The organism is Tepidicaulis sp. (assembly GCF_965222285.1).
Taxonomy (GTDB): Bacteria; Pseudomonadota; Alphaproteobacteria; order Parvibaculales; family Parvibaculaceae; genus Tepidicaulis.
Genome location: NZ_OZ244942.1, coordinates 1,598,202 through 1,612,887, shown reverse-complemented (window position 1 = coordinate 1,612,887; position 14,686 = coordinate 1,598,202). Strand labels below are relative to the sequence as shown.

Annotated in this window: 13 protein-coding genes; 5 read left to right on the top strand and 8 right to left on the bottom strand. The window is 60.6% G+C overall.

Annotated elements, in window-relative coordinates; all coding sequences use genetic code 11:
• Positions 1 to 23 precede the first annotated feature (23 nt).
• Both glmS and ACOQOT_RS07565 read left to right on the top strand, forming a co-directional pair.
• Entirely contained in the window at positions 24 to 1,847 is a 1,824-nt protein-coding gene (glmS, locus tag ACOQOT_RS07570) for a glutamine--fructose-6-phosphate transaminase (isomerizing) (protein ID WP_420561727.1), read from the top strand.
• A 161-nt stretch (positions 1,848 to 2,008) separates the two neighbouring features.
• Entirely contained in the window at positions 2,009 to 3,649 is a 1,641-nt protein-coding gene (locus ACOQOT_RS07565; RefSeq protein WP_420561726.1) for a tetratricopeptide repeat protein, read from the top strand.
• Between the two features lie 3 nt (positions 3,650 to 3,652).
• Here the strand turns inward: ACOQOT_RS07565 and ACOQOT_RS07560 are convergent, their stop codons facing one another.
• The gene (locus tag ACOQOT_RS07560; protein WP_420561725.1) at positions 3,653 to 4,036 is read right to left on the bottom strand and encodes a YbaN family protein; all 384 of its coding nucleotides are present in this window, start codon (positions 4,034 to 4,036) and stop codon (positions 3,653 to 3,655) included.
• Positions 4,037 to 4,344: 308 nt separating this feature from the next.
• On the opposite strand from ACOQOT_RS07560, the gene ACOQOT_RS07555 reads away from it, so the two are divergent.
• Together ACOQOT_RS07555 and ACOQOT_RS07550 are read left to right on the top strand one after the other, a co-directional pair.
• Positions 4,345 to 5,856, top strand: coding sequence for a hydroxymethylglutaryl-CoA synthase family protein (locus tag ACOQOT_RS07555; RefSeq protein ID WP_420561724.1), 1,512 nt, complete (start codon positions 4,345 to 4,347; stop codon positions 5,854 to 5,856).
• A gap of 41 nt (positions 5,857 to 5,897) precedes the next feature.
• Positions 5,898 to 7,100, top strand: coding sequence for an acetyl-CoA acetyltransferase (locus tag ACOQOT_RS07550; protein ID WP_420561723.1), 1,203 nt, complete (start codon positions 5,898 to 5,900; stop codon positions 7,098 to 7,100).
• A gap of 50 nt (positions 7,101 to 7,150) precedes the next feature.
• Here the strand turns inward: ACOQOT_RS07550 and ACOQOT_RS07545 are convergent, their stop codons facing one another.
• The 6 genes from ACOQOT_RS07545 to ACOQOT_RS07520 form a co-directional block, all read right to left on the bottom strand.
• A complete protein-coding gene (locus ACOQOT_RS07545; RefSeq protein WP_420561722.1) occupies positions 7,151 to 7,633 on the bottom strand; it encodes a PAS domain-containing protein in 483 nt (160 codons plus the stop codon).
• A gap of 80 nt (positions 7,634 to 7,713) precedes the next feature.
• On the bottom strand, positions 7,714 to 8,211 hold the full coding sequence (locus ACOQOT_RS07540; RefSeq protein WP_420561721.1) for a hypothetical protein: 498 nt from the start codon (positions 8,209 to 8,211) through the stop codon (positions 7,714 to 7,716).
• A gap of 54 nt (positions 8,212 to 8,265) precedes the next feature.
• A complete protein-coding gene (locus ACOQOT_RS07535; RefSeq protein WP_420561720.1) occupies positions 8,266 to 9,384 on the bottom strand; it encodes a DUF3089 domain-containing protein in 1,119 nt (372 codons plus the stop codon).
• A gap of 6 nt (positions 9,385 to 9,390) precedes the next feature.
• Positions 9,391 to 10,203: an enoyl-CoA hydratase/isomerase family protein gene (locus tag ACOQOT_RS07530; RefSeq protein ID WP_420561719.1), complete on the bottom strand. Its 813-nt coding sequence runs from the start codon at positions 10,201 to 10,203 to the stop codon at positions 9,391 to 9,393.
• An 11-nt stretch (positions 10,204 to 10,214) separates the two neighbouring features.
• The gene (locus ACOQOT_RS07525; protein ID WP_420561718.1) at positions 10,215 to 10,589 is read right to left on the bottom strand and encodes a DUF6285 domain-containing protein; all 375 of its coding nucleotides are present in this window, start codon (positions 10,587 to 10,589) and stop codon (positions 10,215 to 10,217) included.
• Positions 10,590 to 10,592: 3 nt separating this feature from the next.
• Positions 10,593 to 11,552, bottom strand: coding sequence for a phosphotransferase family protein (locus tag ACOQOT_RS07520; RefSeq protein ID WP_420561925.1), 960 nt, complete (start codon positions 11,550 to 11,552; stop codon positions 10,593 to 10,595).
• A 234-nt stretch (positions 11,553 to 11,786) separates the two neighbouring features.
• Here ACOQOT_RS07520 and ACOQOT_RS07515 point away from each other — a divergent pair, with 234 nt between their 5' ends.
• On the top strand, positions 11,787 to 12,539 hold the full coding sequence (locus ACOQOT_RS07515) for a DUF502 domain-containing protein (RefSeq protein ID WP_420561717.1): 753 nt from the start codon (positions 11,787 to 11,789) through the stop codon (positions 12,537 to 12,539).
• Here the strand turns inward: ACOQOT_RS07515 and recG are convergent.
• Positions 12,517 to 14,607: an ATP-dependent DNA helicase RecG gene (recG, locus tag ACOQOT_RS07510; protein WP_420561716.1), complete on the bottom strand. Its 2,091-nt coding sequence runs from the start codon at positions 14,605 to 14,607 to the stop codon at positions 12,517 to 12,519. The two genes, ACOQOT_RS07515 and recG, sit on opposite strands and share 23 nt — an antisense overlap.
• Positions 14,608 to 14,686: the final 79 nt, after the last annotated feature.

The following is a 14,686-nucleotide window of genomic DNA, read 5'->3' as shown; positions in this document are numbered from 1 at the left end:
ACCCAAACCAACCGGGGAATATTATGTGCGGCATTGTCGGCGTTCTAGGCACCCAGCCAGCAGCTCCTGTCATTCTGGATGCGCTGAAGCGGCTTGAATATCGCGGCTATGATTCCGCCGGGATCGCCACGCTAGTCAATGGCGAAATCGACCGCCGTCGCGCCGTCGGCAAACTGACCGCACTCGATGCCGTGCTCACCGCAAGCCCGCTCGACGGCACGGCCGGCATCGGCCACACGCGCTGGGCAACTCATGGGCCGGCCTCCGAGAAGAACGCCCATCCACATATCACAGACAAAGTGGCGCTGGTCCATAACGGCATCATCGAAAATTTCCGCGAGCTGCGCGCCGAACTTGAAGCTGACGGTGTGACCTTCACCAGCGACACTGATACGGAGATCGTCGCTCATCTCATCACCCAGGCCATGAAGGCGGGCGCCAGCGCCATCGATGCCGCCTCCCAAACGCTCAGCCGCCTGGAGGGCGCTTTTGCGCTCTGCATTCTCTTTCGCGGCGAAGAAGATTTGATGATCGGCGCGCGCAAGGGCAGCCCGCTCGCCATTGGCTATGGCGACGGGGAAATGTATCTCGGCTCCGACGCCTTTGCGCTCGCGCCGATGACGAACCGGGTGGCGTTCCTGGAAGAAGGCGACTGGGCCATCGTTAAACGCGGCGGCGTGACGGTCTATGATGCGGACGGCAAAAAAGTCGACCGTCCGGTGAAAATCACCGATGCGAGTGCAGCACTTGTCGGTAAGGGCAACCACCGGCATTTCATGGCAAAGGAAATCTTCGAACAGCCCGAGGTGATTGGCCATACGCTGACCGAATATATCGACACGATGGACAACCGTCTGGCGCTACCTTCCCTGCCTGTCGATTTTTCAACACTGAGCAGAGTTACTATCGTTGCCTGCGGCACCGCATCTTATGCAGGCCATGTCGCCAAGTATTGGTTCGAGCAGCTTGCCCGCCTGCCTGTCGAAGTCGATATCGCTTCCGAGTTCCGCTACCGCGAAGCGCCCATGCCGGAAAACGGGCTTGCCGTCTTTGTTTCTCAGTCCGGTGAAACGGCGGACACACTTGCCGCGCTTCGCTATTGCCGGGAGCAGGGGCAGAAGATCATCTCCATCGTCAATGTGACGGAAAGCTCTATCGCCCGGGAATCCGATGCCATCGTGCCGACCTATGCGGGACCGGAAATCGGCGTTGCCTCCACCAAAGCCTTTACTTGCCAGCTCACGGTGCTAGCGCTTCTGGCACTGGAAGCGGCCAAGGCGCGCGGTCATCTTAATGAGGCCGAAGAGCGTCTTTCCGTGCGCCGGCTGATGGAAGTTCCGCGCCTCATGTCGGATGTCCTGGCCCATGACGATCTCATCCAGGGCCTTGCCCATAATCTTTCCAAGGCGCGTGATGTGCTCTATCTCGGACGCGGGCCGATGTATCCTATGGCGCTTGAAGGCGCGCTGAAGCTCAAGGAAATTTCCTATATTCACGCCGAAGGCTATGCAGCGGGCGAGCTCAAGCACGGCCCGGTAGCGCTGGTGGATGAAAACGTGCCCGTCGTCGTGGTCGCGCCCAGCACCATTCTCTTCGACAAAACCGTTTCCAACATGCAGGTCGTCATGGCGCGCGGCGGCCGGGTCATCCTGATCTCCGATAAGAAGGGGATCGAGGAAGCGGGCAAGGATGCCGTTGCCGTGATCGAAGTTCCTGAATGCGACGGGCTCACCGCGCCGCTGATCTATTCCCTGCCGGTGCAATTGCTGGCCTACCACACGGCCCTTGCCAAAGGCACGGATGTGGACCAGCCGCGCAACCTCGCCAAATCCGTGACGGTGGAATAAGCCGAATCAATGCTGCTTATTTCCCGGCAAAACCGCGACTCCCCCTTAAGCGAGACCTGAAAACTTTAATTAATTGGCGGATTTCCGCTAAATACCGCGGCAATCTGCTTGCGATAGGGTCTTCGTGCTATTTATTTTGCGGGGAGGGGTCGAGGACCAAAATGCGGCGTTTGTTTTTCAGGCTGAACATGGTTTCCGCTATCGCGCTGACGCTTCTAATGGCGGGCGCGGGCACCAGCGTGCGCGCTGGTGAAACCGGCTTTTCCGGCGGCACGAGCGAGACCGGAGGCGGGGCGATTGCCGCGCTGAATGCCGGCACCGCCGCGCTGCAATCGGGCAATGCGCGCGCTGCTCTCGACTATCTCGACAAAGCCCTGCAATCGGGCGGCCTTTCGGCGGAAGGCGAGGCGCTGGCCTACCATCATCGCGGCATCGCCAATCTACAGCTCGCTCAGCCGGGTCACGCGGTTGCCGATTACACCAATGCCATTTGGCGCGATGCGCTGCCGGCCGATATTCTGCCGCGCGCTTATTACAACCGCGCTGCCGCTTACTCGCGAACGGGCGATGCCGCCCGCGCCGAGAAGGACTATTCCAAAGCGCTGGAGCTCAATCCAGATTACGCCGTCGCCTATCATAACCGCGCCAATATCCGCCGCCAGCAGGGCCGCTACGGCGAAGCCATTGCTGATTATAATGCAGCGATCGATGCCAATATGGGCAAGCGCGCCGCGCTTTCCTTTTTCGGGCGCGGCATGGCGAAAGATGCGAATGGCGACAAACTCGGCGCGGTTGAAGATATCGAGCGGGCCGTTGCCCTCGATCCTTCTTTCGCGCTGGCGCGCGAAACGCTGAGCGCCATGGCGCCGCAATTGACACCCGAGAAGCTTGCCGAAAACAAACCCGTGGCGCCGCTGCCCGTGCTTCCTGCACAAAAGCAAACGCCGCTTGAAGTGCAGAGCCTCTCGCCCATCGGCGCCTCGGCAGCGCTGAGCGAGCCCAAACCGCAACCCGGCATGCAAGAACCGGCCCGCACCGCAGCCATTGCGCCTGCCGCCGCTGCGCCTCTACCGCGCAGCCGTTCCCTAGCGCTCGAGGAAATTCGCGCACCGCAGATTCAGGTTGCACGGCTCGAACAGGCGCTTCCTGAAAACCCGCCTGCGCAGCCCGAGCCGGCCAAAACCGCAGAAGCCGCTTCTCCGCTCGCCGCGCCGTCCCGCGCACCGATCGAGGAAAGTACGCCTCAAGCTGCCTCAGCGGCGCAGGACCCGTGGTCCGCTTCCGGGACAAAAGACGTGCAGCTTGCGAGCCTCAGCGGCTGGGAAGCGACTGTCATCCGCTATGCGGCAGCCGCCAATGGCGTGCCGCAGGGGCAGGTCAGTCTCAAAAAACCGGCTGTACCCGCCGACCGTTCCCTAACGGGCAGCCTGCCGCCAGCCTCCCGCCCCGCAACGGCGGCGTTGCAAAGCCAGGCCAATGCGCTGCGTTATGCCCAGGCAAGTGCCGATGAGCCCGTGCAGAACGATGCCGGGGCGCTGCCGACTTACCGCGTACAGATCGGTTCTTTCCGCTCGCCCAGCGATGCCAGTGCTTCCTGGACGAAGGCGACCGCCAAGCACCCGGCGCTGCTCAAGGATTTGCAGCCTTACATCGTAGAGGCGGATCTGGGTGAGAAGGGGCTTTACTACCGCCTGCAGATTGGGGCTTTCAGCGGCTTTTCGAAGGCCGAGGGGCTTTGCCAGTCTCTGAAAGCAGAAGGCACTGACTGTTTCGTAAAACGCGCCTCCGCTGCATCCCAATAGCGCTTAAATCTCGCCTTCAGGTGCGGCCGACGGGCGAGTGAAAATGAAGATCAACACGCAGGTAAGCACCGCCAATGTGCCGCCGATGGCAATGGCGGGCAGGGCCGAAAAGAACAGCAGCCAGCTTGCCGAAAGGCTGATCATCACCAGCGCTGTTATCTTCCCGCGCAGAGGTATGGCGCCGTAAAGCTCCCAGTCGCGGATATAAGAGCCAAGGCGCGGATGATCCAAGAGCCAGCCATGGAGCCGGGGCGAGCCCTTGGCGAAGGCCCAGGCGGCAATCAGCAAAAAGACCGTGGTCGGCATAACCGGCAGCACTGCGCCGACGATACCGAGGCCGACGCAAATCCAGCCGAATGCGATCAAAAAGATGTTGCGATACGCCATGTCAGTCCGCTGCCGGTTTCAGAGGCGCGAAGACGCCTCATTACCTCTCATTTTATCCTGGCGCGTATCCCTCACCAAACCGCTAAAATGTGATGGAGAGCGTGCCCGCGATTCCTTCCAGAAATGGGGGAAAACGGGCCCGCTTCAAGGCGCGCCGCGTATTTGACGCAGCGTCTCCTTTCTCTTTGACGCATAGGCGAAATGCCGAGAAAACCGGTCCGGCGGCGATATTGTCGCCCGCCGGTAAATACAGCTAGACTGCCTGAAAAGCGGCCGAAAAAGGCCAACAACAACAGGGAAGAACGGTCATGAGCGGAGAAATCGGGCTTACCGCGCTGGGCGGCTATATTCCGCGCCTGCGTCTGCAGCGCAAAGCAATCACCACGGCCAATGCCTGGGTTGCCCCCAACCTTGCCGGGAAAGGCAAGGGCGAGCGGTCCATGGCGAATTGGGACGAGGATACGATCACCATGGCCGTGGAAGCGGCGCGTGACCTTCTGGGCCCGGATGACGATCGTTCCCACGTGGATGCGCTTTATTTCGGCACGACAACACAGCCTTTCGCCGACCGGCTGAATGCGGGGATCATTTCCGCCGCACTCACCCTTGAGAAAGGCATTCAGGCCGTGGACATCACCTCCACCCAGCGGGCGGGGACGAGCGCGCTCTTGCAGGCGCTTCACGCGGCAAAGGCGGGCGCGGCCAAGAACGCGTTGGTGCTCGCCTCGGACAAGCGCAAGGCGCGCGCCGTCAGTCCGCAGGAGCTCGATTTCGGGGACGGGGCGGCGGCACTCAGCGTCGGCGGCGAGAATGTCATTGCGAAGTTCCTCGGCGCACATTCGTTGACCGTGGATTTCGTCGACCACTTCCGCGGCGCCCATGAAGAGTTCGACTATAATTGGGAAGAGCGCTGGATCCGCGATGAAGGCTATCTGAAGATTATTCCTCAGGCCGTGGAAGGGGCGCTGAAGGAGGCAGGCCTTGAGGCCGCTGACATCGACCACTTCATTCTGCCGTGCACCCTGCCCAAAGTGCCCCAATCGGTGGCCAAGAAACTCGGCATCCCGGCGGAAAAGGTACGGGACAATCTCGCCGCCAATTGCGGGGAAACGGGCGCGGCCCACGGCCTCGTCATGCTTGTTCATGCGCTGCAGGAAGCAAAACCCGGTGAGAAAATTCTACTCGCTCAATTCGGCGGCGGCGCAGACGCGTTGATCTTCGAGACGACGGACAAGCTTTCCAGCATGGATGACCGGCGCGGCATTACAGGCTCGCTTGCCGACCGCCAGGAAGAAACCAATTACATGAAGTTCCTGACCTTTAACGGGCTTGTCGAATGGGAAAAAGGCATGCGCGCTGAGCAGGACAAGAAAACCGCGCTCACCACACTTTACCGCAATGAGGACATGATCCTCGGTCTCGTCGGCGGGCGCTGCACGGAAACGGGCAATGTGCAATTTCCGCGCTCACGCATCTCCGTGAACCCGAACAACCCCGCCGTCGATACGCAGGAGCCATATAAGTTCGCCGAGCGGAAAGCCTCGATCCTTTCCTGGTCGGCAGATTATCTGACCTTCTCCATGTCCCCGCCCAATCATTACGGCATGATCGTCTTCGAGGGCGGCGGGCGCATTTTCATGGACATCACCGATGTCGCGCCGGGCGAGGTTGAGTCCGGTATGGAAGTGAAGATGGTTTTCCGCGTCAAGGACGTGGACGAGAAGCGCGGCTTCAAACGCTATTTCTGGAAGGCGGTTCCCGTCCGCTCTTCTGCAACAGTTCAAGCAACGGGCCAAAACACAGGTCGGGCCGCCGAATAAGCGACCGGTTTACCAATACTGGCACCCAAAGGGAGAGAAACATGGCACGTGGTATTAAGGACAAGGTCGCAATTCTGGGCATGGGATGCTCGAAATTCGGCGAACGCTGGGACACCGGCCCGGAAGAACTGATGGTGGAAGCCTATCTGGAGGCGATGCAGGATGCGGGCATCGAGCCGACGCAGCTCGACGCGGCCTGGTTCTCCACGCATATCGATGAGATCGGCACCGGCAAGGGCGGCACGCCGCTCTCGCTCGCGCTGCGTCTGCCGAATATCGCGGTGACGCGCGTTGAGAACTTCTGCGCTTCTGGCTCCGAAGCCCTGCGCGGCGCGGTTTATGCCGTTGCCTCAGGCGCGGCGGATATCGCGCTCGCGCTCGGTGTGGAAAAGCTGAAGGATACGGGTTATGGCGGGCTTCCCGTTTCCAATCCCGGCACGCTCAACCCGCAATGGGCGCCGAACGGTTCTGCGCCGGGTAATTTCGCGCAGCTTGCTTCCGCCTACCGGGCAAAGCACGGCATTGCGAAAGAAGACCTGAAACGCGCCATCGCCCATGTCTCGGTCAAGAGCCATGCCAACGGTTCGAAGAACCCAAAAGCGCATCTGCGCAATGAGATTTCGGAAGATCAGGCCCTAAACGCGCCGATGATTGCCGAACCGCTCGGCCTGTTCGATTGCTGCGGTGTTTCTGACGGGGCGGCCGCCGCCATCGTCACCACACCGGAAATCGCCAAGGCAATGGGCAAGAAGGATCTCGTGACGATCAAGGCCATGCAGCTTTCCGTGTCGAACGGGCTTGAATCCCAGCACAACTCCTGGGACGGCTCTTACTTCCACACGGCGCGCATAGCCGCCAAGAAAGCCTATCAGGAAGCGGGCATCGAAAAGCCGCGCGAAGAAGTTTCCATGATCGAGGTGCATGACTGTTTCTCGATCACGGAGCTTGTCACGATGGAAGACCTTTTCATTTCGCCCGAGGGCGGCGCGGTGAAAGACGTGATGGACGGGTTTTATGATTCCAGCGGTACGGTTCCCTGCCAGATCGATGGCGGCCTGAAGTGCTTCGGTCACCCGATCGGGGCGAGCGGGCTGCGCATGGCTTATGAGATGTATTTGCAGCTCCAGGGTCGCGCCGGAGAGCGCCAGCTTGCCAATCCGAAAATCGGCCTGACCCACAATCTGGGCGGCTCGCCGTCACAGAATGTGTGCTCGGTCGCGATTGTCGGGCTCGAAGGCGTTTAAAGCCGCTGCATATGAAATCACACGAAAGCCGGGCCCTTGCGCCCGGCTTTTTATGTATTGCGCAGGTGCTGGCTTTCCGGCGCAATGATGATGTGGATGCGGTCTATCGTTTCCCCATCGCTGGATACCGCAAAAACACCGCGAATGATGGTCATGAATTCCCGCCCGGCAAGCGGAATGGCCGTGCGGGTAATGCTCGGGGTTCGGCGTTCCATCACATCGAGAATTTCTTCGCGCCGCTGCTCGGCTGCATCCGCAGGCAAATTATCGCCCAAAAGCTTGCCCGTATAATCGATCCCGAAGATTTCCCGGCAGCCGGTGCCGGCCAGCCTGTAGAGAAATTGCGGGTCCGCCGGATCGCCGGTTTTGTCCAGGATCATCATCCAGGGCAGGACCTTTGGCAGATCGATCGGGTCGAAATTGTCCTTCAACAGAAGGTTGTCCGCACCCATCTTCTTTTGATGATAGGCGGCATAAACGGCAACGGGATGACGGGGATCGAGATCGGCGAGCTGGATCGGATTAAGAACCATAATCTTTGTTTTTGTTTCTTTGCGGCAATTGCATATAGCAATAAGTGTAGAGCGCAAACGAGCGCACGTCATCCATCCGTTTACGTTGCAACATAAGATGAAATACGCGTTTCCTCCGGTGCGGCGACAAGCATGATTTCATCTATACGCGCTGAAGATTTCGATACCGGAAAAACACCGCGAATAAGCGTGATGAAATCCCGCTCTGCATCCGGCAAGCTTGCACGGGTGAAGCGGGGACGGGCGTCACTCATGACCTCTCTGAATTCCCTGAGGCGCCACTCGGCCGCCTGACGCGGCATCATTTCGCCGAGCAAGTTGCCGGTATAGTCATAACCGAAGAGATCGCTCGCGCCCGCGCCGCATAGCGTGCAGAGAAATTTTTCATCTTCTCCATCGAAAACGCATTCGAAAACGGCGAGCCAGTTCAGCGTGCCGGGCACGCGGGAAGGGTCGAAATTGTCGCGCAGCAAATAGCCGCGCTCATCGGCGGCTGCGCGGTAATAGCGCAGAAAAACACCCACAGGATGAGCAGGATGAATATCGGAAGATGTCAGCTTTTGCGGGCGATACGGCATCGCGGATCATCCTTGCTCCCCCAAGTCTGATCTGGTTACAAACCCGTCTGCCGATCACCTTTTCCAGAATGCACCAATTCGTGTGCGGATGTCTTGTCTAATATTCGCGTAAAAAAGATTGTAATCGTAAATGTGGAAGTCTCCGTCGAAGACACCGTAGGAAAAATCGCCTCTGTCTTCGTCCGGATTAACGATAAGAACACCGCTCTCGCAAGCCGCATCGCTGACACTAGGAATGAGTTCAGGCATTTGGCTGTCCGCTTCTGCGAAGGGAAGGCCGCCAAGGTTTTTCTCCGCGCCGGCTTTGCCGTCTTTCGTTCCGGTCAGGGGATTAACGCACGTAAGCCTGTGTCCGGCCATGGTCGTCATTTCCCCGTTCAGCCAAATCTTATTGCTCTGTGTCCAGCCGTTCCGGTCCGCTTCCGCGCTGATGGAATTCCAGTTGAGATAGCAGCCCGTGCTGTAAGCCTCCTTGCAGGGGCGCAAGTCATCGCGGCCCATATCTTCGGGGATCGAATAGCCGACGAGATAAGCTGCTACCATGCGGTTGGCGAGCGGGGTTCCGGCAATACGTTCCTGCAGAAGCCTCATGCCATGCAGCGAACCCTGGCTGTGAGCGGCAAGGATAAAGGGCCGGCCTTGATTATATGTCTCGATGAAATAGCGGAAGGCGCGGGCGACATCTTCATAAGCAAAGGCGAGGGCTTTTTGCTCGTCTTCCCCTTCACCCATGAAGGAGTAGAGCGTCGCCTGGCGGTAGCGCGGCGCATAAATGCGGGCATCGCCGTTAAAGGTGCTTGCCTGAAAGCGCAGCACGCCAGCCTCTAAAAGCTCGCGCGTCTCGCCGCCTTCGTCATAGGCCGCGTTCCAGCCGTCCTTGCTGTAATAGGTCGTGGGATGAATGAAAAAGACATCCACTTGCGCATCGGCCTGGCCGTCTTCATAGCCGCTGCCCGGAATGAGCGTGTCGGCAGGGTCTTCCATATTGGGCAGGGAAGCCCAACTTTCAGGACGCTTGTAATCGGGCGCGGGCGGGGCGCTGGCGACGTCGAAAGGCGCGCCCGGTTTCAAGAAAAGGCGCTGCGCGACATCCGGGTTCATGGAAAGATAAAGCACGGTAACGGCGCCGACGACCAGAAGGGCGGCCAGCCCGTAAACAAACTTCCTGAACATAATCGCTTACGCCTTATTGATTTCCTGAGTTCCGTTCTGGAAGTCTTGCATAAGGCGCAGGGCCTCGTCATCTTCCAAAAGCAGCCGGGAAAAGCGCCCGCGCTCTTCGGCGCAGCCCTCAGACAAGGGCCCGCGCGCCGCGCCTTTCACAAGCTGCTTGGCTTCGGCAAGCGCTCGCGGCATCTTGGCGGCGAAATTCTCCGCAATCTCCAGCGCCCTTGAAAGCGCGCCGCCCATGGGAACGAATTCATGCACGAGCCCGGCCTCGGCCGCTTCCTGCGGTGGCAGGGTTTCGCCCTTCAGGATGAGTTCCAGCGCCTTTGCCTCGCCGATGACGCGGGGCAGGCGCTGCGTGCCACCCGCGCCCGGAAAGATACCGATATTCGTTTCCGGCAGGCCGATGCGGTAATCTCCTTCCTCGGCAATGCGGATGTCGCAGCAGAGCGCGAACTCAAACCCGCCGCCCTGGCAATAGCCGTTGATGGCGGCAATGGTGGGGATGTTGAGCCCGTCGATCTTGTCGAAGAGCTGAGAGATGGGATTGCCGCGCTTGCCCGCCTCCATAAGCGCCGCGCCATCGAGGCCGGATTTGCGCACGGCGCCCGCCGCTTCCAGAATATCGCCCACATCGTAATGCCGGACGAACACGCCGGGCACGCCGCCGGTAAAGATTACCGTACGCACGCTTGCATCGAGCTCGATTTCCTCAATCAGCTTAGCAAGCTCCGCCACCTGCGCGGCGTTCATATAGCCGCGCGGCGGGTTGGCGAAGGTGATGATGGCGGCGGATTTTTCGCGCCGCTGTGTGACAAGCGCCATGCGCTCCTCCCTCAGATTTCTCCTTTGGCGCGCCGGTAGCCGGAATATTTCGGCTGATCGATGGCGAGCTTCGTCAGCGTCGTCTCCCATAGATGATCGGCAAGGCCGGGCGTGTCCGCAGTCACATCGCCCGCTTCGATACGCGTACAAAGGAGCCGGTTCAATTCTTCAAGCGTGCCTTCTTTGCCCAGCAGCTTTTCAAGCCGCGCCTTTTCAGCTTCATTCGCCTGCGGGGCTATAGCAAGCTCGCGCTTGACGATGTCGAGCGCATTGGCGGCCACGAGGGCATGGAAGGCTGTGTGGCCCTGCAATTGCGGCAAGACGTGCTGGCGCATGAACTCGCTCACGACTTCCACGATTTCCGACGATTTCGGCATGTCCTGCATGGGTCAGCTCCTCGGCAGCAAGAGGTGAAGGAGGTCTATCTCGGTTTCCGACGATCGCCGGCCAATGGCAGCGCGTTCGACGGAGCGGTCCATGCCGGTCTTGAAGGCTTCATACATGAGCGTGCACATGATGCCCCATTTCAGCGTGCCGAGGATTTCCCAGAAGCGCACCCGCCCGGGATCGACAGGCGGGCCGCCTGCTGCTTCATAACCGGCAAACATATCCTCCCGCTGGCCGAAACCGCCGACCGGCTGATCGATATTGCCGAAGCGCCAGGAATTGACGCAGATCCAGCCGAGATCTTCCATCGGATCGCCCATATGCGCGAGCTCCCAATCGAGCACGGCGCGCACGCCGTCTTCCCCGATCATCAGATTGCCGTTCCGGAAGTCGCCATGCACCAGCGTGATGCGGTCTTCATCCGGCACATTGTCCCTGAGCCATTTAAAGGCAAGCTCGAAGACGGGGTGGGGGTGGCCATGGGTTTTATAGGTTTCCCAATATTGCTTGATCTCGGCAGCGGCCGGCGAATGGCGCAGCTCCGGCAGCGTCTCCATCGGCACGGAATGGAGTTTTGCCAACATTTCCCCGCATTGGCGGGCAAGCTTCGGGCGGGCCGCGGCATAGGCCTCATCACGCAATATCTTCCGGGCGATGGTTTCGCCCTCCACCCGGTCCATGACAAAGCCCGGGCCGAGGCCGTCTTCGTCTTCCAGGACATAGCGCACCGGGGGCACCGGTACGCCGGCTTTCTCCGCAAGGCGGATGAGGGCGGCTTCGGTTGCAAGCGGCACGGCGGTTTCCCGTTTCGAGGCGGCGGTGCCACCCGGCGCACGGCGGAGAATAAGGGGCAGGGAGCCCTTGGGTGTCGTGCCATCAAAGGCCCAGGTCTCCTGGCTCGCGCCCCCCGACAGGCGTTTCAAGTTCTCGATACCGTTCAGGGTCTCGACCTTTTGGTCCATCACCCGGGCCAGATCAGCGGCCAGCTCTTCCGGTGCCGCGCTCATGCGAGCCTCCGTCCGGGAAAATGCACGTCAGCGCCAGTCATCTTTCCTCCTCGCGTCCGGTCCCGCCGCCTTTTCATGGGATTGCGGCCTTTGTTTTCGTGAATCCGGTTCCTATTTCTGGCATGTTTCGGGGATGTTGAAAAACCCCCGGCGCAATGCCTTTCCCCCCCTACGTCAAATGGCCAGGACATGAGCAACAAGCAGGACAAACCTTCAGGCGATCCGCATATCATCCTGCCGGCAAGCCGCGTCGGGTTTCTCACCCGGTTGCGTAACTACTTTCTGACCGGTCTTGTCGTTGCGGCCCCGATTGGTATTACGATCTATCTGACAAGCTGGTTCGTGGAGCTGGTGGATTACTGGTTCCTGCCGCTTATTCCCGCCGCTTACCAGCCGGAAAGATACATTCCCTTTTCCATTCCGGGGCTCGGGCTCCTCATCGCGCTTGTCGTGCTGACATTGCTCGGTGCGCTGACCGCAAATTTCTTTGGCCGGCAATTGCTGGTCTGGGGCGAGCGGCTGGTGGACCGGATGCCCGTGGTGCGCAGCATCTACGGCGCGCTGAAACAGATTTTCGAGACGGTGGTCTCCCAGAGCAATACGTCCTTCCGGGAAGCGGCGCTGATCGAGTATCCAAGGCGCGGGCTTTATGCGCTGGTCTTCATCACGACCAGCACGAAAGGCGAGGTCGCGGAAAAAGCGCCAACGGATGACGACCTCGTCAGCGTCTTCCTGCCGACCACGCCGAACCCGACATCGGGCTTTCTGCTCTTCGTGCCGCGCAAGGACATTTATCCGCTGGAAATGTCGATCGAAGATGCGGCCAAGCTCATCATCTCCGCCGGTCTCGTCTCACCGCCGACCGAGGAAGTGAAAAAGCTGCCGAAAAAAGACGCGGGGAAAGCAAACGGCACAGAGGTCAACCCGAGCGAAGATACCTGATCGCGTCGTCCCGCTCGAAGAGATAGAGCAGGGTGCGCAGCGCCTCGCCGCGCGGTCCTTCCAGCTCCGGGTCCGTTTCGACGATGAGCCGGGCATCGTCATAGGCCACGCTTAAAAGCTCCCGGTGCGCGGTGATATCGGCAAGGCGGAAGTCCGGCATCCCGCTCTGGCGTGTGCCGAGCAGCTCGCCTGCGCCGCGCAGGCGTAAATCTTCTTCGGCGATGACAAATCCGTCTTCCGTGTCGCGCATGATCTTGAGCCGCGCCTTGGCGGTCTCGCCCAGGGCGCCGTGATAAAGAAGCAGGCAGGTGGATTTGCCGCTGCCGCGCCCGACGCGCCCGCGCAGCTGGTGAAGCTGGGCAAGACCGAAGCGCTCGGCATGTTCGATCACCATGACCGTGGCTTCGGGCACATCGACGCCAACCTCGATGACCGTGGTGGCAACGAGCAGCGAAATCTCCCCGGACTGGAAGCGCGCCATGACGGCGTCTTTTTCCGCCGCCCGCATGCGGCCATGCACGAGGCCGACTTTATCCCCGAATGTGTGGCTGAGCGCGCCGAAGCGCTCTTCTGCGGCGGCAACGTCAAGGACATCGGATTCTTCGACGAGCGGGCAAACCCAATAGACCCGCGCGCCGCCCTGCATCGCGCGGCGCACGGCTTCCACCACCTCATGAAGGCGCTCGGCGGAGACGAGGCGCGTGTCGATGGGCTGGCGGCCCGGCGGCTTTTCGGTGAGGCGGGAAACATCCATGTCGCCATAAGCTGTCAGCGTCAGGGTGCGGGGGATGGGTGTTGCCGTCATCACCAGCACGTTGGTGCCCGCGCCGCCCTTCGATTGCAGCTGCATGCGCTGATGAACGCCGAAGCGGTGCTGCTCGTCCACCACGGCAACGGCAAGGTCCTTGAAATGCACATCCTCTTGAAAGAGCGCATGGGTGCCGACCAGGATATCGATCTCCCCGGATTGAAGGCGGCTCAGCACCGCCTCGCGGGACTTGCCTTTTTCCCGGCCTGTGAGGAGCGCAAGGGTGACGCCCGCCGCCTCGCAGAGCGGGGCAAGGCCTGCGGCATGCTGACGGGCGAGAATTTCCGTCGGCGCCATAAGGGCGGCCTGCGCGCCGCTTTCAATGGCGGAAAGCATGGCCATGAGGCCGACCAGCGTCTTACCCGAGCCCACATCCCCTTGCAGGAGGCGCAGCATGCGCCGGTTCGAGGCAAGGTCGGCATCGATCTCGGTAATCGCGTCTTTCTGGGCGCCGGTCAGTGCAAAGGGAAGAGCCTTTTCGACCTTGGCCCGAAGGCGGCCATCGCCCTTTACCGGCCGGCCCGCCCGGGCGCGCATCCGAAGGCGCACCAGCGCCAATGCCAACTGATTGGAGAGCAGCTCATCATAGGCGAGGCGGGCGCGGGCAGCGGCCTCAGGCGCCAGTTCCGTCTCGCTTGCCGGCGCATGGGCCGCCCTGATCGCCTCCTGCCAGTCCGGCCAGGCATTTTTGGCTTTCCAGGCCGGGTCCAGCCATTCGGCAAGGGCGGGGGCTTTGGCCAGCGCATTCGCGGCGGCTTTTTGCACCTGTTTTTGCGTCAGCCCTTGGGTGAGGGGATAAACCGCCTCGATAAGCGGCATATCTTTTTCATTTTCAGGGGCGACGATGTGATCAGGATGGGTCATTTGCGGCTGGCCCTGATAAAAATCCACCTTGCCGCTGATCAGCCGCTTTTGCCCCTCGGGCAGCATTTTCTGGATGTAATCGGCACGCGCGCGGAAGAAGACGAGGGACATCTCCCCCGTCTCATCGGAGACCCAGACCCGGTAAGGCACCCGGTTGTTGCGGGGCGGCGGGGGCACATGCAGCCCCACGGTGATTGCCAGCGTGGCGATTTCCCCGTCTTTGACCTCCGAAATGGGCGGGCGGAAGCGCCGGTCGATGATTCCCGTCGGCAGGTGCCAGAGCAAATCCACCACATGCGGGCCCGTCAGCCGCTCATAAAGCTTCTCCAGCCGCGGCCCGATGCCGGGCAGGCGGGTGACGGAGGCAAAGAGGGGAAAGAGAATTTCTGGCCGCATTTTCAGCCTTTTACGAGTATCGGGAGCGCCAATTCTAGCGTGCAACGGAGCGTGAACAACCGGCGGGCTGACAGCGCCT